The sequence below is a fragment of the Pseudomonas sp. OE 28.3 genome, assembly GCF_014268205.2.
Lineage (GTDB): Bacteria > Pseudomonadota > Gammaproteobacteria > Pseudomonadales > Pseudomonadaceae > Aquipseudomonas > Aquipseudomonas edaphica.
Map to the genome: position 1 here is coordinate 3,476,784 of NZ_CP077082.1, position 22,574 is coordinate 3,499,357.

Consider the following 22,574-nt stretch of genomic DNA (forward strand, 5'->3'; position numbering starts at 1 on the left):
GGTGAAAGCAGCGTGCCCGTACGCAAGGGCGGGCACGCGCCTGAAGACATCAGGCCGACAAGGGTGCTTGCGCCCTTGCCACAGTTAGTAGTCAGGGCTTTTTGAGCTTCACAAAGGACTGATGCAAGTCCGACGCCCAGCCGTCAATCACGCTTTTTACATCATCGGCCTTCATCACCTGCGAGTCGTTGGACAACGGCTTGCCGGTGCCTTTGCGCACCACCTGGGCAATTACTTTGCCGCTGCCACCGTCGAGGAACTGCGCTTCAGTGCCCAGGGTGGTTTCCTGGTCACGAATGCCGGTGCCGGTGCTCACTGCAGCAGCCACCAGCGCCACAGGGACATACTCGTAGGGCTTGAGACTTTCGGTCTTGCTGCTGACGGCGGTAATGGCCGCGCGCACCACGATCACACCTGGGCCTGGCGCGTTGGCCAGCGGCAGCGATTTGGCCAGCTCGCGCTTGAGCGCCTGGTTGTAATAGGTGTTGATGCCGTTGAGGGTGCTGTCGGGAATTTTCGCGGTAGCTTGGGGTTTGGGGTAAAACTGCGTCGGTTCGATGAACACCGCCGTGAAGTTATTCAGACTCAGCTCGGGATCAACCCAGCGCATCACCTCGGCCCCTGAAGGCGACTTCGCCTCTTTGAGGTGGCTGTAATCCGCGAGAAAGCCTGAATATTCGTCCGGTTGCGTTACCTTGCTGGCACAGCCGAGCATTGCGATTGCAACGCACAGCGTGCTGATCATTAGCCTTGATTTCATCATTGAACTCCCTGGCAGTCATCGTCGATGGCCCTGAACTGTAGGTATAGCCCACTTATCCATTGATCGAAGGCGACCTGATTGCCGATTACGAGGGTAAATTGTGGGAGCGGGTTTGCTCGCGAATGCGGTGGGTCAGTCTACACGTCCTTCTCTAGATACTCCGCTTTCGCGAGCAAGCCCGCGCCCACAAGGGTTATGTGTAGGTCTGGGGATCTAAGGGTCCAGCACACCGCCGCTGTAGCTGTCCGACAACCGTGTGCCGGTGAATTTGGCCACCACCGCCCCCTGGGCCACCCGGCGCTCACGGTGGCGTGTCACCATGCGGCCGGTTTGCGCTGCCTGCAAAAACACTTCCGAAGACGGGTCGCCAGGGCAGCCTATAATGCGCGCGAAACGCTCGCCCTCTTCAACCAGGTCACCCAGGCTTTTTTCAAACACCAGCACACCGGCACAGGGCGCGAGGACGGTTTCCATGCAACCCATGTCCACCACTTCGCCCTGCCATTCGCTGATCGTGGCGACTTCATCAATCACGCCATTGATGCACAGCCACGCCCACAGCCCGTCGGCGTCTTGTTGCGCGAGCGCATCGCTGACATCGGCCTGCCCGCGCAATTCGACAGTCGCGGCCAAGCGCGGCGCGCCATGGTTGATGATGGTTTCTTCAAAAGAGCCGTCACCGCCTTCATCCCAGACAATCACCACCTCGACCTGCAACGCGGCCGCCAGTGCCAGGCCTTGTTCAGGCCAGAAACTGCGATGAATGTAAAGGTACGGCAAGGCCTCATCGTCGGTATGCAGGTCCAGCACCAGGTCGGCGTCGGACGCCAACTGCACTAAACTTTTTTGCCAGTGCGCCAGGTTGCTCGCCGGGCGTTCCATGGCCAGGGAATGATCGAAAGCACGGTTGAAATTCTGCCCGGTGGCCTCATGAAAACGCCCGAGCAATTTGCCCTGGCGAAACTGGCCAATGCCAAAGGGGTTGGCCTGGGGCACCACGGTCACACTGCCGCGCAGGCGGCCCTGGGCCTGGCATGCCTGCAAGCGCGGCAGCAGTTGGTGCAGCACCAGCATTCCGGCGATTTCATCGGCGTGTACACCCGCTTGCAGGTGCACCTTGGGGCCACTGCCGTCGCCTTCAAAGCGCCAGGCGCCGATGTGCAGTGTGTTGCCGGCATCGCCTGGCACCTGCCACGAAAGGTCTTTTGCCATGCCTTGCCCTCCTCTGATCATTTAATCGCTAGAGATTGAACACACGTTCAATTAACCTGAGCACCCTGGTCTTTTATCAAAGGCATGCCCGTGACCATCGACCCTCCCAAACTGCGCCGCGCCGACCCCGATGAACGCCGCGACTTATTGGTTGCCGCGACCCTTACCTGCCTGGCCCGTGACGGCCACGCCGGGATTTCCGTGCGCCGCATTGCCGCCGAAGCCGGCGTTTCGGTGGGTTTGCTCAACCACCATTTCGGCAGCATCGACGCATTGATCGCCGAGACTTACCACAAGCTCGCCAATGAGCTGACCAGCGCGTTATGGGCGCAAGTCGAGCTGGCCGAAGGCGCCGCTGCGCGCCTGGACGCGTTTCTTAGCGCGTCGTTTTCGCCACGGGTGATGGACCCCGACCTGCTCGGCGTGTGGGTGGTGTTCTGGAGCCTGATCCGCCACTCGCCCCACGTAAACCAGTCCCACGAAAACAGCTACCGCGCCTACCTGGCGCTGATCCAACAGCTGCTGGACGACCTGGCCCGCAGCGAAAACCTGCTGATCCACGACAGCCACCTGGCCGCCATTGGCCTATCGGCGATGCTCGACGGGCTCTGGCTCGAGGGGTGTCTGAACCCCGGTACTTTCAGCCCCGCCAACGGGCTGCACATCTGTCGTTGCTGGGTACAGGGGTTGCGTTACGGAGCATTCGGCGCCGACCACATCTTGTGATTCCGAGTGGCGGGCGCTGAGCATGGCCAGGGTGCCGCTGACCGCGATCAACACGGCGCCGATGATCAGCGACACATCCATTGACGTGCCCCAGATCAGGCTCGAAAGCAAAAACGCCCAGATCAACCCGGTGTATTCGAACGGCGCCAGCAAGGTCGCCGTGGCCCGGCGGAAACTCGCAAACAACAGGAACTGACCTATGCCGCCGACCAGACCTGCGGCCAGCATCCCCAACCAGGCGGGGGTCGGCGCTGGCGTGTGGGTCCAGGGCAAGGTCAGCGCCATACAACCCACGAACACCACATTGGTGATCAGCATCTGCTCCAGCACCGAGGTTGCCGGGTCGACCTGGCGCAGCTGGATATAGGTGAACGCCCAGCACAACGCGGCCGCCAGGGTCAGCGCGATAGGCATTGGATCGAGCATGTTGCTGGGGCGACAGGCGATCACCACACCCACAAACCCGATGATCAGCGCCACCCATTGCCCACGGCTGGCGCGCTCCTTGAGGATCAGCGCAGCCAGCAGCGTGACCATGACCGGCGCGGAGAAATACAAGGTGGTCATTTCCGCCAGGGTCAGGTCCTTGGCGGCGGTGTAATACAGCAACCACGCCAGCAGCGAGAGCAGCCCACGAATGATCAGCAGCTTGCGGCTCACCGAGCTCCACGCCCGACGCAACAAGCCCATGCGCCCGGCGATCACGCACGCACCGACCACCACCAGGCTGCGCCAGAACAGAATGCTGAACACCGAATAATCGGCCACCAGCCATTTGATCACCGCGTCCTGCAACGCCAGAAACGCGTAGGCCAATGAGCACAGGGCAATCCCTTGCAGCGCGCGGTCCTGTTTCATCCCGCCGACCTGCGCAGCGGCGTGCCGCGCCGTTCGGCGATGGCGTAGACGCCCTCGATGAGGAAGGTCAGGCACAGGTAAACACCGGCCACCAACAATAAGGGTTGATAGATCTGCAAGGTCTGCGCACGTACGACGTTAGCCGCGCCCAGCAGGTCGACCACGGCAATGGTCGATGCCAGCGCGGTGGATTTGAGCAGCATCACCGTCTCACCGGCCAAGGTCGGCAACAGCAGGCGCATTGCCCGTGGCAAGCGCACCCGCAGCAGGGCCTGGCGCGGGGTCATACCAAATGCCGAAGCGGCTTCCATCTCGCCCTTGGGCACCGCCAGCAGGCCACCGCGAATCACTTCACCGACGTAGGCGCCCACCGACAACACCAGGGCGAACACGATGTACCAGTAGCCGTCACGCAGGAACGGCCACAAAAAACTGCCGCGGATCATCGGGAACTGGGCAAACAGGCTGCCCAGGCCGTAGTAGAAAATGTAGATCTGGATCAGCAGCGGCGTACCGCGCAGCACACTGGTGTAGGCCAGCGCACCGCGCGCCAGCCATTTGCGCCGTGATAACCGCGCCAGAGCCACCAGCACCGCGAGGGCAAAACCCAGCACCGCGCTGATCAACAGCAATGACAAGGTGGTCTGCAAGCCCTTGGCGATCAGCCCGGCGTAGTAACTTATCCACTCAGGCATGCGCGCCTCACTCGACAACCGGCATCCAGCGACGAATACGTCGTTCCAGGCGTCCGGACAGGTAGTTGGAAGCCAGCGTCACCAGGTAATACAAGGCGGCGGCCGTGAGGTAGAACAGTAAGTAATGACGGGTGGAACCCGCCGCCTGCTTGGCGGTGTACAGCAGCTCATTGGTACCGACCACGCTGATCAAGGCACTGTCCTTGATCAAGTTGATCCACAGGTTGGACATCCCCGCCAGCGCATACGGCGCCATGATCGGCAAGGTCACCCGGCGAAACAGGCCAAAGCCGCTCAAGCCGAAGGCCCGCGCCGCTTCGATCTGGCCGTGGGGAATGGCCAGGATTGCCGCGCGGAAAATCTCTGACGCATAGGCGCCCTGTACCAGCCCTAATACCAGGATCGCCACCAACGGCCCGCTGATGTTGACCTGGGTAACACCCAGCCACAGCATCACGGCGTTGAGGCCCATGGAGCCTGCGTAATACAGCAGCAGGATCAGCAGCAGTTCCGGCACCGCGCGAAACACCGTGGTGTAACCGCGCATCAGCAGCGCAATCGGGCGCGGCGCGCTGAGCTTGGCGCAGGCCACCACCAGGCCGATCAGCAAGCCCACGGCAAACGCGCCAACGGAGATTTGCAGGGTCATCCATAACCCTTTGAGCAGTGCGTTGCCCCATCCTTGGTCACCAAAGCTGAGGAGATCGAGCATTATTCGGTCTTCTGGGCGATTTGCTGATAGGGGCTGTCACAGGTCTTGCTCACAAAGGCCGGCGTGTCACCGCGCTTGCACGGGCTGACCGACAGGCCGAAATAGTGCTGGGACAAGTCGTCATAGTCCTTGCTCACCAGCAGTTCGCCGATGGCTTTGTCCAGGCGTGCCTTGAGCGCGGTGTCTTCCTTGCGCAAACCAGCGCCGACGCCACGCCCGATGATCGGGTCGTAGGGCACGCTGGCGATATGCGCCAGGCCGCTGGCTTCCGGGGTCTTGACCATCATGGCGATGGCGGTGTCGTCGGCCATCATGTAGTCGATACGCCCGGCGATCAGGTCGGCATTCGCCGATTCCTGGGTGTCGTAGTACTTGAGGTCAGCAATGTTCTCGTAGTACTTCTTCAGGTAGTTGGCGCTGACCGTGGAGATCTGCACGCCGATCAACTTGCCCTTGAGGCCTTCGGGGGTGATGTCCACCGTAGCGCCTTTGGGGCCTGCCACGCCCAGCAGTGAATCGTAATAGGCGCGGCTGAAGGCGATTTGTTTTTCACGTTCATCGGTGACCGACATCGAGGAGAAAATCACGTCGATTTTCTTCGCCAGCAACGACGGAATGATGCCGTCCCACGCCACTTCCTTGATCTGACATTCGGCTTTCATGCCTTCACACAGCTTGTGGATCAGGTCCACTTCAAAGCCCGACCACTGGCCGTTACCGCCTTTTACGGTGAACGGCGGATAGGGTTCGGCCGCCACCGCGAACACGATGGGTTTTTCTGCCGCCAGGGTAAAACCTGCGGTCAACGTCAACACTGCACTGCCCAACCACGTTGCCATGCGTTTGCATTTCATGATTTGCCCCGTCTTTTTCTGGAGTTAGCGAGTTTGATGCGCGTTGACGAACTGTCGGCAACGCTCACTGCGTGGGTCGAGGAACACCGCGTCCGGCGTGCCGGTTTCTTCGATCAAGCCTTGGTGCAGAAAAGCCACTTTGGAGGACACATCCCGGGCGAAGGCCATTTCATGGGTGACCAGGATCATGGTGCGGCCTTCTTCGGCCAGGGAGCGGATCACACGCAGCACTTCGCCCACCAGTTCGGGGTCGAGGGCTGAGGTGGGTTCGTCGAACAGCATGACTTTGGGGCGCATGGCCAACGCGCGGGCAATCGCCACACGCTGCTGTTGGCCTCCGGACAGGAACGCCGGGAATTCATTGCGTTTGGCGGCCAGGCCAACGCGGTCGAGCAAGGCTTCGGCGCGCTCGATGGCCTCGGCACGGCTTTCGCGCAGTACCTGGGTGGGCGCTTCGATAAGGTTTTCGAGGACGGTGCGGTGCGGCCACAGGTTGAAGTTCTGGAACACCATGCCCAGGGTCGAGCGGATGCGTACCAATTGCTTGGCATCGGCGACCAGCGGCGCGCCGGGCATGCCGTAGTTGAGCTTGATGCTTTCACCGTCGACATGGATGCTGCCCTGGTCGGGCACTTCAAGCATGTTGATGCAGCGCAGCAAGGTGCTTTTGCCTGAGCCGCTGGCGCCGATCAGCGAAATCACCTCACCTTCGTTGGCCGTGAGCGAGATGCCTTTGAGCACTTCGATATTGCCGAAGCGCTTGTGCAGGTCGATCACCTCAATCATCTTGCGCGCTTCGACAGGCGGCAGCACGTCGATCTCAGGCGTCGGCGCCACACGCGGCTCACCGGCCAGCTTGGCGACGAACCTGGCGATACGCTGGCAGGCTTCGGCCAGGCGTGCTTCGCCCAAGGTGAACGACAGCCGCACAAACCCTTGCGCTGGCTCGCCAAACGCCGCGGCATCCAGCACCGAAACACCCGCCTCGCGGAACAGGCGCCAGGCAAAATCCAACGACCCCAGGCCCGTGCCACGCACGTCTACCAGCACAAACATCCCGGCTTGCGGCGCTTGTACCTTGATGCCCGGGCACGCACTCAGGCCGGCCACGACCAAGTCACGGCGGCGCCGGTAGATGTCGCGCATGCCCACCGTCACGTCATCATGGGCCAGCACGGCTGCTGTGGCGGCTTCCATCACAAAACCCGGCAAGCCATAGAGCATGCTCAGCACCAGGGTTTCGGCGTGGCTGATCATTTCCGGTGAGGCGATCAGCCAGCCGGTTCGCCAGCCGGTCATGGCGTGGGATTTGGACAGGCTGCCAATCACGATGCAGCGCTCGGCCATGCCGGGTAACGCGGCGAGGCTGTGGTATTGGCCGTCAAACACCAGGCTTTCGTAGACCTCATCCACCACCACCCACAGGTCGTGGGCGGTGGCCAGGTCGGCTATCGCTTGCAGTTCCTGCGGGTTGAGCACCACGCCGGTGGGGTTATTGGGGTTGGAGAAGAAGATGGCGCGGCTGCGCGGGGTGATGGCGGCAGCCAGGCGTTGTGCATCCAGGCGAAACCCGGACTCCGGCGAGCACGGTACGCGCACCAGGGTGGCGCCGCTGGCTTTGAGCGTGGCTTCGTAGGTGACGTACATCGGGTCGAGCACCAGCACTTCATCACCGGCTTGCAGCAGGCACAGGGAACTGATGAACAACGCATTCTGTGCGCCGGGCACAATGATCACGTTGTCGGCGTTTAGCGAGCGTGCCAGGGTCTTGCTGTAGCGCGCCGCCACAGCCTCGCGCAGGGCGGCGCGGCCGGGGATTTCGGTGTAGTGCGTGTCACCGCTGTGCAATGCGCTGACTGCGGCTTCGGTGATGAAGGCCGGCGTGGCGAAATCGGGGTCGCCGACGCTGAGGATGATGATGTCTTCGCCCTGGCTGGCAGCCTGGAACGCGGCGTGGTGGATGTCCCAGGCGGCGACGCCCTGCCCTGCAATTCGTTCGACGAAGGGGGAAAACCGCATGCCAGAGCCTCTCGTTCAAGAAGAAAAAGCGCGAACCCGGTTGTGTGCAAACGGGTGGATGCGGTCAACATAGTGCAAACTGAACAGTCGTTCAATGGGTATGTTTGAGGGGGTGTCGTTTATCGAGTGAACAGGTCGTGAATAACATTTGCGGGGGAGTTTGAGTGTGGCGGATGAGTGCATACCCGTTATTGGGGTAACGGCGGCTAAGAGTTGCGCCCTGACGGCGGTTCACCTTGGCAACAGCAGAGCTGCACGCGATCAAATGTGGGGGCTGGCTTGTCGAGCCAGCACCCACACATGGAGCAGCAGGCAGATCAGATCAGATCAGGATAAAAATCAGCGCCAACCCAGCGAAAATCGCCCATTTTTCCAGGTAATACCGCGCACGATTACGCTTTTTCAGTTCCTTGCCACGCAAACGAATCTTGTACAACCGCGTAAACGCGCGGTTCAAACCACCGGTCTTATCCCCCTCATCATTAGGCGAACCCGCAGCCGCCATTACATTACGACTGAACCAACGGTTGAACGCCGCCGCCCAGCGGTACTTCATCGGGCGTTCAATGTCACAAAACAGAATGATGCGGTTCTGCTGCGTAGTGTTTTCCGCGTAGTGAATGTAAGTCTCGTCAAACATCACCGGCTCACCGTCCCGCCAGTAGTAACTCTCGCCATCCACATTGATGTAGCAACCCGGATCGTTCGGCGTATCCAAGCCCAGGTGGTAACGATAAGAGCCTGCATACGGGTCACGGTGGCGCACCAGCTTGGAGCCCGGCGGCAACTCTGCAAACATCGCCGCCTTGATCGAGCCAATGCCTTGCACCAGCTCAGTGGTACGCGGGCACAGCTTCATCGCCGACGGGTGACTGTCGCCGTACCACTTAAGGTAAAAGCGCTTCCAGCCCGACTTGAAAAACGAGTTGAAACCCACGTCATTGTATTGGTCCGAGCGCTTGATCTCGCCCGCGCGCATCAGGTTCTGACCTTCCTGGCGGATTTCCTCCCAGTGCTCCTGCAGCGGGCTCAGGTCCGGAAAGTCGCTGGGCGACAGAAACGGACGGCTTGGCTGCCTGGAAAACAAGTAGAGGAAACAGTTGATCGGCGCAAGGAACGTCGAGTGATCGCTAAGCTGGCGACCCAGCTTGTGTCGCACTCTGCCACGCAGGTGAACATACGCAATGGAGGCAACGTAGAGAACAACAATGATGAGTTTCAAGGGATTCGTCACAAGTTAGAAGAGAACAGGCTGCTCCTGCATGCCCACAACGGCCGAGGATAAATAAGCAGCACCTGAAATCACGATTACATAGTGGCGGCTGGCCGGACGAGTCACTTCCTAAACCACGCCTTAGACCTTTATTTAGCCACAGTTTGTAACCAAAGGTTAACTAAGAATTGTGAAAAGCTGTCTACGCAACGCGTAGGACTCACGTGCGCCTGCCTGGATGCAAGCCCAGAGTGAGGCTATTTACAGCGCAGGCGGTTGCGCTGGCAACCCACAAAAAACTCGGCACCCAACCAGGTTCAATCCCCTTTCAGTTATCATCGCGCCAATCAATCTCCAGCAAAAGGAACTTGCATGAAACTTCAACCAGACCCGGACTTCACCGCGCTTCAGGGCGCCTGGGAGCAGACTTCCCTGGAAGACAGCGGCGTACTCAACCCTGCGGACGCACACAGCGCGCCAGGCGCCATTACCACGATTGAGGGTGATCAGTTCGAAGTCCGAACCGTCGCTGGCAACGTATTGCTGGCTGGCCGGTTTTCCCTGGACAGCAGCACCACGCCCAAACGTATTACCTGGGTAGATTCCATGGGCGATGACGCCGGCAAAGCGTTACCCGCCAGTTATCGCCTCGAAGGCGATAATTTTGTGTTTATCGCAGCGGATGAAGGCATGCCCCGCCCAACGGTCTTCAGCACCGGGCCAGGGCAAACCATGCGCGCCTTCGTGCGCCGCACCTGAAAACCGCATGCCATCCGAAACGCCGACATGCTTTTCACACGGTGTTTACTTCCTGGCCTTTAGCGTAAGGCCACCTACTCCAGTGAATCACTTGGCCCGCCTCTTCTCTCGCGGGCCTTTTTTTGTGCGCGAAAAACCCGCTCAAACAGCGCGCTTGATGGCCGTCAGGGTGAAACACAACGGCAATTGGGCCGACTGGTGCTCGTACTGGTCATACAGCTCCTCGCGGTTGGAGTGCGGATACTCCTGCAGATGCTCGATCTGCAAGTGCGCCGCAATCGCCGCGGTGACGACGCTGCCCAGGGTATGCACATACCAGTAGGACGTCGGCCCAGGCACCTCTGTCAGCCCTTCATACACAATTGACGCCTGCAACACGAACGGATCGCGTTGAAAATACGAGCTGTCGGGCAAAAACGGGTTGCTGGCCTGAGGGTCGAAGACTTCCAGGAAAGGGTGAGTCTCGTAGATCACCAGGGTGCCGCCGGGCTTGAGGGTACTGGCCACGTGCTGCATGAACAGCGCCACATCCGGCATCCAGCCGAGTACGCCAATCGTCACCAAGGCAATATCGAACCGGCCAAGCAAACGCTCAGGCAGGTGATGGATATCGGCTTCGATGAATTGCGGGTTATGCGGGGAAATATCAGCCAACTCCCGAGCTTGCGCCAGAAAGGCTGTCGATTGATCGACACCCACCACCTCGCGCGCGCCCAGGCCAAACAGCGACAGGCTTTCACGCCCGTTGTTACAGCCGACTTGCACCACCGACTTGCCGGCAACGCCGACAGTTTGCAACAACGCGGTGATGGTGGGATCGAGGCAGGAAAAAGCCGGCTCAACGACTGATTGCAGCAAGGTATTCCAGGTCGCAGTATCTTTGTGCAGCGCGGCAGAGGCGTCCCAGGCGGCCTTATTATCGGCGATTGCCTGTTGGGCTGAGGGCATGTCCATTGCGTCTCCAGGGAGTCATTTCAGCGGGCTACGGAAAATAATCCAAACGCCCGTCAGATGAAACCCTCAGCGGCAGCGAAACTTCTGTTCAGGCCCACGGGTCACTAGCCCAATGAGTGTCCAGCCCCTGAACACCCTTTGCGAAGACAACGCCGTGGCCAATCACTCTGACTTGCGTAATACCTTGTCCCTGGACAGCCTCAATTTTTTCCTGGCCGATGTGCGCGACGGCCTCGGGCCTTACCTGGCGATTTACCTGCTGGCCGTGCACAAATGGGACCCGGCCAGCATCGGCGTGGTCATGACCCTGGCGGGCATCGCCGCACTGGTCACCCAAGGCCCGGCGGGCGCGCTGATCGACCGCACACGCAGCAAGCGCGCGGTGATTGCGGCGGCTGCCATCCTGGTGACCATCAGTTGCCTGATGCTGCCATTTGTCAGCGCCTTCAGTTGGGTGGCCTTGACCCAGGCCGCCAGTGCCGTGGCCGCCTCGGTGTTTGCACCGGCCATATCGGCCATTTCCCTCGGAATTACCGGGCCACGCGCCTTCACCCGCCGAACGGGGCGCAACGAAACCTTCAACCACGCCGGCAATGCTGTGGCAGCGCTGCTGGCCGGCGGCCTGGCGTACCTGTACGGCCCGGTGGTGGTGTTTTACTTGATGGCCTTTATGGCGCTGGCCAGTATCGTGGCCGTGAGCTGTGTGTCGGCCAAGGCGATTGACCATGAAGTCGCCAGGGGCTTTGACCCGGCCCACCAAAGCGATCACGAACAACCGTCCGGTGTGAAAGTCCTGCTGGCCAACCGGCCGCTGCTGGTATTCGCCATCTGCTGCGCCCTCTTCCACCTGGCCAATGCGGCGATGCTGCCGTTGGTCAGCCAGAAGCTTGCGCAGATCAACCTGCAAATGGCTACGCCGCTGACCTCGGCGTGCATCGTCGCCGCGCAGTTGGTGATGGTGCCGATGGCCTGGCTGGTGGGGTTCAAGGCCGATGTGTGGGGTCGCAAACCGTTGCTGCTCGCAGGTTTCCTGATCCTGCCACTGCGCGGCGTGCTCTACACCTTGTCCAGTGATCCTTACTGGCTGGTGGCGGTACAGATGCTCGACGGCATCGGCGCGGGGATCTTTGGCGCGCTGTTCCCGGTGATCGTCAAGGACCTGACCCAGGGCACCGGGCGTTTTAATGTGAGCCTTGGCGCGCTGTCCACGGTGTTTGGCCTGGGTGCGGCGTTGAGTAGCAGCCTGGCCGGTTTCGTGGTGCAACAGGCCGGCTACAACGCGGCATTCCTGACCCTGGCAGGCGTGGCGGCCGTGGCCTTGGCGCTGTTATGGCTGGCGATGCCGGAGACCTTGGAGAAACCATCGTTCGCCTGCCATACAACTGTCGCCTGACATATGCGACAATGCGCGCCAAATTCCAACACACAGCCAAAATTTTCTGCTCAGCGACCGGGTTTCGCGCCTTGATGTCGCTGTTGACGCATGCCTGAAGGCTCCTGCCGCCACGCTCGCAACTCATTGATAGGTAAAGTAATTGATCTCCACAGCTAACATCACCATGCAGTTCGGCGCCAAGCCGCTCTTCGAGAACGTCTCGGTCAAATTCGGCGCCGGCAACCGTTATGGTTTGATCGGTGCCAACGGTTGCGGCAAGTCGACCTTCATGAAAATCCTCGGCGGCGACCTCGAGCCGTCCGGCGGCCAGGTCATGCTGGAGCCAAACGTGCGCCTGGGTAAACTGCGCCAGGACCAGTTCGCCTACGAAGAATTCACCGTACTCGACACCGTGATCATGGGCCACGAAGAGCTGTGGCGGGTCAAGGCTGAGCGTGACCGCATCTACTCGCTGCCGGAAATGAGCGAAGAAGACGGCATGGCCGTTGCCGAGCTCGAAACCGAATTCGCCGAAATGGACGGCTACACCGCCGAATCCCGCGCCGGTGAACTGCTGCTGGGCCTGGGTATTCCGCTGGAGCAGCACTTTGGCCCGATGAGCGAAGTCTCACCAGGCTGGAAACTGCGCGTATTGCTGGCCCAGGCGCTGTTCTCCGACCCTGAAGTGCTGTTGCTCGACGAACCGACCAACCACTTGGACATCAACACCATCCGCTGGCTGGAAAACATCCTGACCCAGCGTTCCAGCCTGATGATCATCATCTCTCACGACCGTCACTTCCTGAACAGCGTGTGCACCCACATGGCTGACCTGGACTACGGCGAGCTGCGCCTGTTCCCGGGCAACTACGACGAGTACATGACCGTGGCGACCCAGTCCCGCGAGCAGCTGCTGTCGGACAACGCCAAGAAGAAGGCGCAGATCTCCGAACTGCAATCCTTCGTCAGCCGCTTCTCGGCCAACGCCTCTAAAGCCAAGCAAGCCACGTCCCGCGCCAAGGCGATCGACAAGATCCAGCTGGCCGAGGTCAAGCCGTCGAGCCGTGTGAGCCCGTTCATCCGTTTCGAGCAGAACAAGAAGCTGCACCGCCAGGCTGTGATGGTCGAAAAAATGGCCAAGGGCTTCGACGGCAAGCCGCTGTTCAAGGACTTCAGCTTCCAGGTTGAAGCCGGCGAGCGCGTGGCGATCATCGGCCCGAACGGTATCGGCAAGACCACCCTGCTGCGCACCCTGGTCAACGAACTGACCCCGGACGCCGGCAGCATCAAGTGGACCGACGCCGCAGAGCTGGGCTACTACGCCCAGGACCACGCCCATGACTTCGAAGACGACGTCACCCTGTTCGACTGGATGGGCCAGTGGACCCAAGGCGAACAAATGATCCGTGGCACCCTGGGCCGCATGCTGTTCTCCAACGACGAGATCCAGAAGTCGGTGAAGGTGATTTCCGGTGGTGAGCAAGGCCGCATGCTGTTCGGCAAGCTGATCCTGCAAAAGCCGAACGTGCTGATCATGGACGAACCCACCAACCACTTGGACATGGAATCCATTGAAGCGCTGAACCTGGCACTGGAAAACTACCCGGGCACGCTGATCTTCGTCAGCCACGACCGTGAGTTCGTATCGTCCCTGGCCACCCGCATCATCGAGTTGAGCGCCACCGGCGTGATCGACTTCAGCGGCACCTATGACGACTACCTGCGCAGCCAAGGCGTGGTGTTCTAAGCACCCGCGGCTAGCCGGCTTGCTGTGGCGAACCCGCTTGCTGTGGCGAGCAGGCTTGCCCTGCGCTGGGCTGCGAAGCAGCCCCAATAAAAAACACCGCGTTCTGCCAGGCAAAACGCGGTGTTTGGTTTTAGGGCCGCTGCGCAGCCCAGCGCAGGGCAAGCCTGCTCGCCACAACAAGCCTGCTCGCCACATCGAGCCTGTTCACCACAATAGAGCGGCTTATGATGACGGGCCTCTTCAGCAAAACCCGTTAGCCAGCTTCCTTTTCCCCCACGCCCTTGCCATCATGCCCTCACCGCCCGCCAGCGAATGAGTGACCATGCCTGCCGCCGCCCCCAACTCCCTGTCGATCACCCTGCAGATCGTCTCCATTGTCTTCTACACCTTTATCGCGTTTATCTGCATCGGCCTGCCAATTGCGGTGATCCCAGGCTATGTGCATGAACAACTGGGCTTCAGCGCCGTAGTCGCCGGGGTCACCATCGGCTCGCAATACCTGGCCACCCTGCTCAGCCGCCCGATGGCTGGGCGCATGTCGGATAACGTCGGCACCAAACGCGCCATTGTGTTGGGTTTGGCCGGCATCCTGGTCAGTGGCGTGCTGACATTTTTCGCAACCTTGCTTGAAAGCATCCCCGCCGTGAGCCTTGGGGTGTTGATCGTCGGCAGGCTGTTGCTCGGCGTGGCCCAAGGCCTGATCGGCGTTGGCACCATCAGTTGGTGCATGGGCGCGGTCGGTGCCGAACACACGGCGCGCTCGATCTCCTGGAATGGCATCGCGTCCTACGGCGCCATCGCGATTGGCGCGCCGCTGGGCGTGGTGATGGTGGCCGACTATGGCTACACCAGCCTGGGCGTCGCGCTGTCCGTGTTGGCCGCCTTGGGCCTGGTGCTGATCCGCAATAAACCGTCGGTGCCGGTGGTGCGTGGCGAGCGGCTGCCATTCTGGTCGGTGTTCGGGCGCATCGCGCCGTTTGGCGCCAGCCTGTGCCTGGCGTCTATCGGCTACGGCACGCTGACCACCTTTATCACCCTGTATTACCTCAACCGTGGCTGGGTCGGTGCGGCGTACTGCCTGACGGTGTTTGGCGTGTGTTTTATCTTGTCGCGCCTGGTGTTTATCTCCGCCATCAGCCGCTTCGGCGGGTTCAGCGCGGCGATTGCCTGCATGACCATCGAGACCGTCGGCCTGACCCTGTTGTGGCTGGCGCCCTCCACCGGTGTGGCGCTGATCGGCGCCGGGCTGACCGGCTTCGGTTTGTCGCTGGTGTACCCGGCGCTCGGCGTGGAGGCCATCAAGCAAGTGCCCAACAGCAGCCGTGGCGCGGGGCTGAGTGCGTATGCGGTGTTTTTTGATCTGGCCCTGGCGATTGCCGGGCCATTGATGGGCGCCGTGGCACTGAACCTCGGCTATGGCTGGATCTTCTTCTGCGCCGCGCTGCTGTCGGTCACGGCCCTGTGCCTGACCGTGCAGCTCAAGCGCCGCGCTTACTGATCAGCGGTCTGCAAACCGGCGCGGGTCGACTGACCCAGGGTATGCACGAAGAAGCGCCCCGCCTCCGAGATCAGGTCGCGGTGGATGCCTTCGCGGTCGACACCGTCGGCATCCGTGCAAATCGCCGGCATGGCCAGCAGTTGGTCGCTGTCACACGGCGCCATGAACACAAAGTGCCCGGCCCCGGCCAATAGTTTGAAATCCGGCGGCTGCGGCAGTTTGCGCGCCAGGGCAGCGGCGTTCTTGTCCACGGCCACCAGCTTGTCGCCGTCGCCACTGTAGAGCAGCACCGGCACGTGCACATCGGCCAGCGTGTGGCGGCCAAACATCAGGCTCAACGGCGCCATCAGCATCAAGGCGTGAATACGCGGGTCGGCTTGCGGCTGCAGGTCTTCACGGTCGACCACCAGCTCACCTTTGGTGGTGCAGGCGTCGCGGTCTTCCGGGCGCTCCTGGCAATAGCGGCGCAGGCGGTCGAAATCCGGCTTGGCACCGGCCAGGATCAGCGCGGTTTCGCCGCCGGCGGAATAACCGATGACCCCCACTTGGTCGACATTGACGAACGGCGACAGCATCGTGTCGCCCAGGGTCGCGGTAATGGCTGCGGAAATCTGAATCGGCCGCCCGTACAAGTTGCTCACCGTGCCCAGGCGGCTGTGATCCTTGTAGTTGTCGCCGGGATGCAAAACGGCCACCACCACAAACCCTTTGCGCGCCAGCGAAGTGGCCAGGTCGTGCAGCGCCAGCGGTGTACCGGTGTTGCCGTGGGACAACATCAGCATCGGGAAACGCCCGATGGCCACTTTGGAATCCTGGGTGGCAGCCACGTGGTAGGGACCCAACTGCGTGGAATGCTCGTCATCGGTGGACGGATAGAACGCGATGGCGTTCATCGGCTGCTGATCCAGCGGGTCGAGAAAACTCATGCGATGAAAGCCCACACTCCAATGCGGGTGCGGCGCCGGGGCGGCGTGCACTGAAATCAGGCCACCGAGCAGGGAAAGAACCAAAACAGCACAAAGACGCATCATGGGGATGTCCACCTTTGCTGCGTGACCACGTTCAACACCCGCGGCATGTCGGTTTGAAAAGTCCATGGGCCAAGGCACTCGCTCCGGGTGATAAACCCATGCGTGCATAACCTGGGCCAAAGTAATGACAGCGGGTAAACGAAAAAACTCCGTACTCCGGTCGCGTTCAGGCGATCAGAATACAGAGTTTAGGCGCCCCGGTTCAGATTGGAACCGAACAGAGGCGAACTTTACACAAGCCTTACGCGGCGGCGAACAATTGTTCGTTGATCACTACGTTGGCGTCGCTCAAGGCCTTGCTGCGAACTTCTTCACCGTACGCCAAGCCTTGGGCGCGGACAAATTCGATATCAGTGATGCCGAGGAAGCCAAACACCAGTTTCAAGTAATCCTCGTGCCCCACATTGCTCGCCTGGCCCGCATGCAGACCGCCAGCGGTGGAAACAATGATCAGCTTCTTGCCGCCGCACAGGCCTTCAGGGCCGGCTTCGGTGTAACGGAAGGTTTGGCCGGCCACGGCAATACGGTCGATCCATGCCTTGAGCTGGGACGGCACCGAGAAGTTGTACATCGGCGCACCGATGACTACAGCGTCGGCGGCGATGAATTCAGCCAGGGACGTAGCGCTCAGTTCGGCCTCGTGTTTTTGTACGGCGTCGCGCAATTCGGCAGCGGTACCCAGGGCGCCCAGGGTCAGGCCGGAAAAGTGGCTGATGCCTTCGGCAGCCAAGTCACGATAGGTCACTTCCACACCTGGCTCAGCCGCTTGCCAGGCCTTGACCACACCAGCGCTGAGCTGACGCGAAGCCGAGTTGTCGCCGAGGATGCTGGAATCGATATGCAACAGTTTCATGCGGGTTCTCCAAGTGAGGATCGCGGCTGGGCGATCGAATGAAGTTAATCCTACACATGAACCCAATAGTCGATTAGACGGCACAAATGTGATTGTTCGTCCTGCCAGCAGGACAATCAGCTCGCCAACTCAGTGCGAAGACACATAAATCGATGCCGACGTAGGCGCCGGCAGCGCATAGGTGCGTTTCATCCACTGAATCTCCTCCTGGGGCGTACGCCCGAACAAGCGCTTGAACTCTCGGCTGAACTGCGAGGCGCTTTCATAGCCCACCTGGGCACATGCCGTGGCGGCAGTGATGTCGTTGCGCAGCATCAACAAGCGCGCCTGGTGCAGGCGCGTGGACTTGAGGTATTGCATCGGTGAGGTGTCGGTGACCGTGCGAAAGTGCGCGTGAAAACTCGGCACGCTCATCATCGCCTCGCGCGCCAACGCTTCCACGTCCAGGTGCTGGTGGTAGTCCCCATGAATCTTGCGGATTGCGCGTGCCACCTTGCCGAACTGGCCTTGGCGGTTAAGCGCGGCGCGCATCGAACCGCCCTGCTCGCCTGTAAGGATGCGGTAGTAGATCTCGCGCATCAGCGCGGGGCCGAGAACCTGTGCCTCCATCGGCGCACTCATGGCTTCGAGAAACCGCAGCAGCGACTCACTGAGTTTGTCGTCCATGGGCGAGGAATACATGCCGCGCGGCTTGGCTTCGAGCAATTCGGGAAACGCATCCAGCGCCAACATCAATTCGGCGGCGAGGGTGAAATCCAGGCGCAAGTACACCGCCAGCATCGGCTCTGCTTCGCTGGCCTCGGTTTCCATGGTGAACGGCACCGGCACCGACACCACCAGGTAATGCTGGGCGTCGTACAGGTAAATCTCTTCACCCAGGTAACCGCGCTTGCGCCCCTGGCAGACGATCACGATGCCGGGGTCGTACAGCACCGACACCCGGTGCAGCGGCCGATTTGAGCGCAGGAAACGCACATCCTCCAGAGCGCTCAGGTTATAGCCTTCGACAGGCGCCAAGCGCCCCATCAGCTCGATGATTTTTTGGGTGCGGCCCATGGCGCATGGCTCCTGGCGAAAACAGCACGGTACTGCGCAAACACCGGTATGGCTATGCACTCATAGGAATAGGCAATCAGCACATTGGAATGGATATTCGCTCAAACCGCAGTGTTCCGTAGCCTGAAACAGCACTTTCAGCCTTCGGAGTTTGCCCATGCTTATCGTCTACAACCCTGCCACTGGCGAAGAAATCGGCCGTGTGACCAAGCACACCTCAGCCCAGGTCAAGGCCGCCGTTGACCGCACCTGCGCCGCCTTCCCCGAATGGTCCGGCAAACTCGCCAAGGAGCGCAGCGACATTCTGCGCCGCTGGCACGACAGCGTTAAGGCGGACAAGGAGGCCTTCGCCGAACTGCTGTGCCGCGAAAACGGCAAGTGCCTGAGCGAAGCCCGAGGTGAAATCGACTACGGTTTGGGCTTTATCGAGTGGTACGCCGAAGAGGCCAAACGCGTTTATGGCGACACCATTCCCACCCACGACCGCAATGCCAATGTCATGGTGACCAAAGAAGCCATCGGCCCCGTAGCGGCCATTACGCCGTGGAACTTCCCGTTCATGATGATCACCCGCAAAGTCGCCACGGCCCTGGCCGCCGGCTGCACCATGGTGATCAAGCCCGCCGAAGACACACCGCTCACCGCCCTCAAGCTGCTGGACTACGCACGCAAGGCCGGTATCGAAGCCGGTGTGCTTGAAGTGGTGGTGGGTGATCCCAAGGAGATCGGCCTGATCCTCACTGGCGACCCACGTATCCGCAAGATCTCGTTCACCGGCTCCACCGGTGTGGGCAAATTGCTCGCAGCGCAGTGCGCAGCGACTATCAAGAAGATGACCCTGGAGCTGGGCGGCAATGCGCCGTTTATTGTGTTTGAGGACGCCAACCTGGATGAAGCGGTAAAAGGACTGGTCGGCGCCAAACTGCGCAACTCGGGCCAGGTGTGCATCTCGCCGAACCGGATCTTTGTGCAGCACAGCATTCTCGAAGACTTTATCGAACGCATGAAGGCTGCCGTCGCCAACATCGAAGTGGACCAGGGCCTGCGCGAAGGCTTTGTGGTCGGGCCGCTGGTCAATCAACTGGGTTTTGACAAAGTCGTGCGTCTGGTCGAGGACGCCAAGGCGGCGGGCGCCAACGTGCTGATGGGCGGCAAACCCCACGCCAAGGGCGGGCTGTTCTATGAACCGACCGTATTGACAGGCTTGCAGGACGATTCACCGCTGGCGACCGAGGAGATCTTCGGCCCCGTGTTCGCCGTCTACTCGTTCAAGGACGAAGAAGAAGTCATCGCCCGCGCCAACCAGACCGAGTTCGGCCTGGTGGCCTATGCCTACACCAGCGCGCTGGGCCGGTCGTTGCGCCTGTCACGTCAACTGGAGGCCGGCATGGTGATCCTCAACTCGGGTTCTGTGGGCACGGCGTCGGTCCCGTTTGGTGGCATCAAGCAGTCCGGCTATGGGCGTGAAGGCAGCTATTACGGGATCGAGGAGTACGTGCACGTGAAGTATGTGTTGATGGCGGGGGCGCAGTTCTAAGCCCTCTCACCCTCCAAAAGCCAGTGCCTGCAAGGTGCTGGCTTTTTTTTAGGCTGGATTTGCGCACGCCACACGCGGATAGTTCGTCCCACTGACAGGACAATAGGTTGACCATGCAAGACCTCAACGACCTCTACTACTTCGCCAAAGTCGTCGAAGCCGGCGGCTTTGCGGCGGCCGGCCGGCTGCTGGGGATTCCCAAGTCACGGCTGTCGCGGCGCATCGCTGAACTGGAAGAACGCCTTGGCGCCCGCCTGTTGCAACGCACCACGCGGCAATTGACCCTCACTGCCGTCGGCGAGCGCTACCTGCGCCATTGCCAGGCGATGCTGCTGGAAGCGGAAATGGCCGACGAGGCCGTGGCCAGCATGTCCAGCGAACCCCGCGGGCGCCTGCGCGTGAGTTGTCCGGTGGGCATGGCGCAGCACATGTTGCCAGGCATCGTTGCCGGCTTTCTCGCCGCTCACCCACTGGTGCAGCTGGAGATGACCCTGGTCAACCGACGCGTCGACCTGGTGGCCGAAGGTATCGATGTGGCCCTGCGCGTGCGCGAGTTGGGCGATGAAGACCCGTTGCTGGTGACCAAGCGCCTGCGCCAGGCCCAGACAGTCTTGGTGGCCAGCCCGCAGTTCCTGCAAGGCCGCCAAATCAACACCCCGGACGATCTCAAGCAATTGCCGGTACTCGCTGCGCTTGAGGCCGATCGCCTGGTGCACTTGCGGTTGATCGACCCGCAGGGCAATACCGAAAACTTATCCATGGAAGCGCGCCTGGGCATCGACGACTTTATCGTGCGCAAAGCCTGCGCCTTGCAGGGCCTGGGCTTTACCCTGCTGCCAATGATGTATTGCGAAGAGGAGCTGGCCAGCGGCCAATTGGTGCAGTTGCTGCCGCAATGGTCTTCGCCGGGCGGCTGGTTGCAGGCGGTCTACCCGCACCGCCGTGGCGTGTTACCGGCGATTCGGGCCTGGATCGACTATCTGGAAGAAGCCTTCAAGGGTTGCGGAGACCGTTTGCTATGAAGATGAGCGAAGCACAAGTCGCGGCATTCTGCCTGGGCCTGCCCGGCGCGCGGGAAGACTACAAGTGGGGCGGCGTGCGCGTGTTCTCGATTGCCGGCAACAAGATGTTCGCCCTGCAGAACCTGCGCGGTGACTCGCTGGCGTTCAAGGTCGACAAGGAGCTGTTCCTCGGCCATGTGGACCGCCCTGGCATCCACCCCGCGCCGTACCTGGCGCGGGCGCAGTGGGTGATCATGAACACGCCCTACCCGCTGGGCGCCGAGGAACTGCGTGGCCTGTTGCAGCGCTCGCACCAGTTGGTGGTAAGCAAATTGCCCAAGCGCGCGCAGGTGGGACTGAAGCTGGATTGATGGTTCAACGCGCAAACGGCAGTGCGCGCTCAATGGCCATCGCCGCCGCCAGCGCCAAATGCTCGTGCCAGGGCCGTGCAACGATCTGTACACCCACCGGCAAACCCGAGTCAGCAGTACCGGCGCGCACCACCACACAGGGCCAGCCGGCCAGGCTGTATGGCAGCGTATGGCTGAACAACCCTGGCCGGGCGGTGCCCAGCAGCGGCGCCGGGGCCGCGTCAACCGGGCACAGGATAATGTCGTAGTCCGCCATGAACCCCAGCATGGCACTGCGAAACTGATCCCAATCCGAGAGCAACTGTATCGCCTGTGCCCCGGAGCCTTTGCCCATTGCCCAGTAGCGCTCGGTAATATCGCGAGCATTACGCAATGCCGAAGGGAACGCCTGACGGACCACGGCGCCCGCACCTGCCAGCAGGTCGGCAGCCACCTGCAGCGTGACCTGGGTACACGTGTCTACCGGTTCGATGCCGCCCTCGCTGTACCAGGCGACGCGCAAACCATTCAGTGCCTGTGGAGGCATATCCGGCAGCGGCATTGGAATCACCCCACAATCGTGCCCATCCTCACCGGCGATCACCCGGAACACCAGGTCCAAGTCTTCGACATGCCGGGCCATCGGGCCGATCTGGCTGCGGCTATCACTCAACCCACCAGGGTGATCGAAAACCCCGGTGTTGGGCACCCGGCCCGTGGTGGGCTTCAAGGTACTGACTCCGCAAAAATGCGCCGGTATGCGCAGGCTGCCACCGGAATCGCTGCCCAGTCCCAGCGGCGAAAGGCCGGCAGCCACCGCAGCAGCTTCGCCACCGCTGCTGCCGCCGGGGCCATGGGACAGCGCATGGGGGTTACGGGTAGCGCCGTAGACCGGGTTATCGGTCACTCCACCGCCACCGCCCGGCGGGCAGTTGCTTTTACCCAAAAGAATGGCGCCGGCCGCTTTCATGCGCGTCACTGCAACAGCATCGTGCTGAGGACAATAATGAGCCCGATCAACCAGACCCGCTGCCGACACTACCCCACGGGTATCGAAAACATCTTTGACCGTGAAGGGAACGCCCTGCAACACGCCGCCATACTCGCCTTGGGCGATAGCACGATCAACCGCCCAGGCATCGGCCAACGCCGTATCGGCACAGACCTGCACCAGCGCGTTGACCGAGGGGTTGAGCGCCTCGATACGCGCAAGGTAAAAGCTGACGATGGCGGTGGAAGTAAACTTGCGCTGTTGAATCAGCGCTGCAAGCTCAGTTGCCGAATGATGGAGCAATGAATCTGAAAAAGACATTCGTGTGGGCCCCGTGCGCTCAAGTGCCCGAAGCATAACGCGAGCCTGC

The 22,574-nt window shown here is 61.1% G+C and carries 20 protein-coding genes and 1 pseudogene; 8 read left to right on the forward strand and 13 right to left on the reverse strand.

All coding sequences use genetic code 11. The features are described from left to right. Positions 1 to 91 precede the first annotated feature (91 nt). Positions 92 to 760 carry a DUF3313 domain-containing protein gene (locus HU759_RS15565; protein WP_099549737.1) on the reverse strand — a complete coding sequence of 223 codons (669 nt, stop codon included), beginning with the start codon at positions 758 to 760 and terminating at the stop codon, positions 92 to 94. A 216-nt stretch (positions 761 to 976) separates the two neighbouring features. Then, positions 977 to 1,975, reverse strand: a complete 999-nt coding sequence (locus HU759_RS15570; RefSeq protein WP_176992192.1) for a succinylglutamate desuccinylase/aspartoacylase family protein — start codon at positions 1,973 to 1,975, stop codon at positions 977 to 979. Positions 1,976 to 2,059: 84 nt separating this feature from the next. On the opposite strand from HU759_RS15570, the pseudogene HU759_RS15575 reads away from it, so the two are divergent. Next, positions 2,060 to 2,605, forward strand: a pseudogene (locus tag HU759_RS15575) (TetR family transcriptional regulator C-terminal domain-containing protein); the annotation flags it as partial. Here HU759_RS15575 and HU759_RS29860 read toward each other — a convergent pair. The 6 genes from HU759_RS29860 to lpxO form a co-directional block, all read right to left on the reverse strand. Beyond that, the gene (locus HU759_RS29860; protein ID WP_186616871.1) at positions 2,561 to 3,559 is read right to left on the reverse strand and encodes a DMT family transporter; all 999 of its coding nucleotides are present in this window, start codon (positions 3,557 to 3,559) and stop codon (positions 2,561 to 2,563) included. The pseudogene HU759_RS15575 and the gene HU759_RS29860 sit on opposite strands and share 45 nt — an antisense overlap. Further along, positions 3,556 to 4,254 (reverse strand): ABC transporter permease subunit, encoded by a 699-nt coding sequence (locus tag HU759_RS15580; protein ID WP_017138806.1) that lies wholly within the window; start codon positions 4,252 to 4,254, stop codon positions 3,556 to 3,558. Before HU759_RS15580 ends, HU759_RS29860 begins: the two co-directional genes overlap by 4 nt. 7 nt (positions 4,255 to 4,261) lie before the next feature. After that, a complete protein-coding gene (locus HU759_RS15585; RefSeq protein ID WP_017138807.1) occupies positions 4,262 to 4,966 on the reverse strand; it encodes an ABC transporter permease subunit in 705 nt (234 codons plus the stop codon). Continuing rightward, positions 4,966 to 5,820, reverse strand: coding sequence for a transporter substrate-binding domain-containing protein (locus tag HU759_RS15590; RefSeq protein ID WP_177033117.1), 855 nt, complete (start codon positions 5,818 to 5,820; stop codon positions 4,966 to 4,968). Before HU759_RS15590 ends, HU759_RS15585 begins: the two co-directional genes overlap by 1 nt. Positions 5,821 to 5,844: 24 nt before the next feature. Further along, a complete protein-coding gene (locus HU759_RS30010; RefSeq protein ID WP_186616870.1) occupies positions 5,845 to 7,839 on the reverse strand; it encodes an aminotransferase class I/II-fold pyridoxal phosphate-dependent enzyme in 1,995 nt (664 codons plus the stop codon). 322 nt (positions 7,840 to 8,161) lie between these two features. Next, on the reverse strand, positions 8,162 to 9,061 hold the full coding sequence (lpxO, locus tag HU759_RS15600; RefSeq protein ID WP_017138809.1) for a lipid A hydroxylase LpxO: 900 nt from the start codon (positions 9,059 to 9,061) through the stop codon (positions 8,162 to 8,164). A 363-nt stretch (positions 9,062 to 9,424) separates the two neighbouring features. On the opposite strand from lpxO, the gene HU759_RS15605 reads away from it, so the two are divergent. Continuing rightward, positions 9,425 to 9,811: a TIGR03067 domain-containing protein gene (locus tag HU759_RS15605; protein ID WP_017138810.1), complete on the forward strand. Its 387-nt coding sequence runs from the start codon at positions 9,425 to 9,427 to the stop codon at positions 9,809 to 9,811. A gap of 141 nt (positions 9,812 to 9,952) precedes the next feature. Here the strand turns inward: HU759_RS15605 and HU759_RS15610 are convergent, their stop codons facing one another. Continuing rightward, positions 9,953 to 10,765: a class I SAM-dependent methyltransferase gene (locus tag HU759_RS15610; RefSeq protein ID WP_017138811.1), complete on the reverse strand. Its 813-nt coding sequence runs from the start codon at positions 10,763 to 10,765 to the stop codon at positions 9,953 to 9,955. A 154-nt stretch (positions 10,766 to 10,919) separates the two neighbouring features. Between HU759_RS15610 and HU759_RS15615 the strand changes: the two genes are divergently transcribed. The 3 genes from HU759_RS15615 (at position 10,920) to HU759_RS15625 (ending at position 15,385) form a co-directional block, all read left to right on the forward strand. Continuing rightward, a complete protein-coding gene (locus HU759_RS15615; protein ID WP_186616982.1) occupies positions 10,920 to 12,158 on the forward strand; it encodes an MFS transporter in 1,239 nt (412 codons plus the stop codon). Positions 12,159 to 12,300: 142 nt separating this feature from the next. Further along, complete coding sequence (locus HU759_RS15620; RefSeq protein ID WP_074854431.1) at positions 12,301 to 13,887, forward strand: ABC-F family ATPase; 1,587 nt, start codon at positions 12,301 to 12,303, stop codon at positions 13,885 to 13,887. Between the two features lie 322 nt (positions 13,888 to 14,209). After that, positions 14,210 to 15,385, forward strand: a complete 1,176-nt coding sequence (locus HU759_RS15625; protein WP_186616869.1) for an MFS transporter — start codon at positions 14,210 to 14,212, stop codon at positions 15,383 to 15,385. Here the strand turns inward: HU759_RS15625 and HU759_RS15630 are convergent. The 3 genes from HU759_RS15630 to HU759_RS15640 all read right to left on the reverse strand — a co-directional run bounded on the left by HU759_RS15630 (position 15,379) and on the right by HU759_RS15640 (position 18,325). Further along, positions 15,379 to 16,416, reverse strand: coding sequence for a dienelactone hydrolase (locus HU759_RS15630; RefSeq protein WP_017138815.1), 1,038 nt, complete (start codon positions 16,414 to 16,416; stop codon positions 15,379 to 15,381). The genes HU759_RS15625 and HU759_RS15630 overlap by 7 nt on opposite strands. Positions 16,417 to 16,657: 241 nt before the next feature. Further along, the gene (locus tag HU759_RS15635; RefSeq protein WP_017138816.1) at positions 16,658 to 17,269 is read right to left on the reverse strand and encodes an FMN-dependent NADH-azoreductase; all 612 of its coding nucleotides are present in this window, start codon (positions 17,267 to 17,269) and stop codon (positions 16,658 to 16,660) included. Positions 17,270 to 17,398: 129 nt separating this feature from the next. After that, positions 17,399 to 18,325 carry an AraC family transcriptional regulator gene (locus HU759_RS15640; RefSeq protein WP_169986125.1) on the reverse strand — a complete coding sequence of 309 codons (927 nt, stop codon included), beginning with the start codon at positions 18,323 to 18,325 and terminating at the stop codon, positions 17,399 to 17,401. A 157-nt stretch (positions 18,326 to 18,482) separates the two neighbouring features. Between HU759_RS15640 and HU759_RS15645 the strand changes: the two genes are divergently transcribed. From HU759_RS15645 to HU759_RS15655, 3 genes are all read left to right on the forward strand, one after another. Then, complete coding sequence (locus tag HU759_RS15645) at positions 18,483 to 19,862, forward strand: NAD-dependent succinate-semialdehyde dehydrogenase (protein ID WP_186616868.1); 1,380 nt, start codon at positions 18,483 to 18,485, stop codon at positions 19,860 to 19,862. A 113-nt stretch (positions 19,863 to 19,975) separates the two neighbouring features. Beyond that, positions 19,976 to 20,884, forward strand: a complete 909-nt coding sequence (locus HU759_RS15650; protein ID WP_017138819.1) for a LysR substrate-binding domain-containing protein — start codon at positions 19,976 to 19,978, stop codon at positions 20,882 to 20,884. Beyond that, a complete protein-coding gene (locus tag HU759_RS15655) occupies positions 20,881 to 21,234 on the forward strand; it encodes an MmcQ/YjbR family DNA-binding protein (RefSeq protein WP_017138820.1) in 354 nt (117 codons plus the stop codon). The genes HU759_RS15650 and HU759_RS15655 overlap by 4 nt, the downstream gene beginning before the upstream one ends. Before the next feature lie 4 nt (positions 21,235 to 21,238). On the opposite strand, the gene HU759_RS15660 is transcribed toward HU759_RS15655, so the two are convergent. Continuing rightward, positions 21,239 to 22,525: an amidase gene (locus tag HU759_RS15660; RefSeq protein WP_186616866.1), complete on the reverse strand. Its 1,287-nt coding sequence runs from the start codon at positions 22,523 to 22,525 to the stop codon at positions 21,239 to 21,241. Positions 22,526 to 22,574: the final 49 nt, after the last annotated feature.

Bases quoted from the DNA above. Each gene is read 5' to 3' on its own strand.
- HU759_RS15565 (WP_099549737.1), bottom strand. From the start codon at position 760: ATGAAATCAAGGCTAATGATCAGCACGCTGTGCGTTGCAATCGCAATG.
- HU759_RS15570 (WP_176992192.1), bottom strand. From the start codon at position 1,975: ATGGCAAAAGACCTTTCGTGGCAGGTGCCAGGCGATGCCGGCAACACA.
- HU759_RS29860 (WP_186616871.1), bottom strand. From the start codon at position 3,559: ATGAAACAGGACCGCGCGCTGCAAGGGATTGCCCTGTGCTCATTGGCC.
- HU759_RS15580 (WP_017138806.1), bottom strand. From the start codon at position 4,254: ATGCCTGAGTGGATAAGTTACTACGCCGGGCTGATCGCCAAGGGCTTG.
- HU759_RS15585 (WP_017138807.1), bottom strand. From the start codon at position 4,966: ATGCTCGATCTCCTCAGCTTTGGTGACCAAGGATGGGGCAACGCACTG.
- HU759_RS15590 (WP_177033117.1), bottom strand. From the start codon at position 5,820: ATGAAATGCAAACGCATGGCAACGTGGTTGGGCAGTGCAGTGTTGACG.
- HU759_RS30010 (WP_186616870.1), bottom strand. From the start codon at position 7,839: ATGCGGTTTTCCCCCTTCGTCGAACGAATTGCAGGGCAGGGCGTCGCC.
- HU759_RS15605 (WP_017138810.1), top strand. From the start codon at position 9,425: ATGAAACTTCAACCAGACCCGGACTTCACCGCGCTTCAGGGCGCCTGG.
- HU759_RS15610 (WP_017138811.1), bottom strand. From the start codon at position 10,765: ATGGACATGCCCTCAGCCCAACAGGCAATCGCCGATAATAAGGCCGCC.
- HU759_RS15625 (WP_186616869.1), top strand. From the start codon at position 14,210: ATGCCTGCCGCCGCCCCCAACTCCCTGTCGATCACCCTGCAGATCGTC.
- HU759_RS15630 (WP_017138815.1), bottom strand. From the start codon at position 16,416: ATGATGCGTCTTTGTGCTGTTTTGGTTCTTTCCCTGCTCGGTGGCCTG.
- HU759_RS15635 (WP_017138816.1), bottom strand. From the start codon at position 17,269: ATGAAACTGTTGCATATCGATTCCAGCATCCTCGGCGACAACTCGGCT.
- HU759_RS15640 (WP_169986125.1), bottom strand. From the start codon at position 18,325: ATGGGCCGCACCCAAAAAATCATCGAGCTGATGGGGCGCTTGGCGCCT.
- HU759_RS15645 (WP_186616868.1), top strand. From the start codon at position 18,483: ATGCTTATCGTCTACAACCCTGCCACTGGCGAAGAAATCGGCCGTGTG.
- HU759_RS15650 (WP_017138819.1), top strand. From the start codon at position 19,976: ATGCAAGACCTCAACGACCTCTACTACTTCGCCAAAGTCGTCGAAGCC.
- HU759_RS15655 (WP_017138820.1), top strand. From the start codon at position 20,881: ATGAAGATGAGCGAAGCACAAGTCGCGGCATTCTGCCTGGGCCTGCCC.
- HU759_RS15660 (WP_186616866.1), bottom strand. From the start codon at position 22,525: ATGTCTTTTTCAGATTCATTGCTCCATCATTCGGCAACTGAGCTTGCA.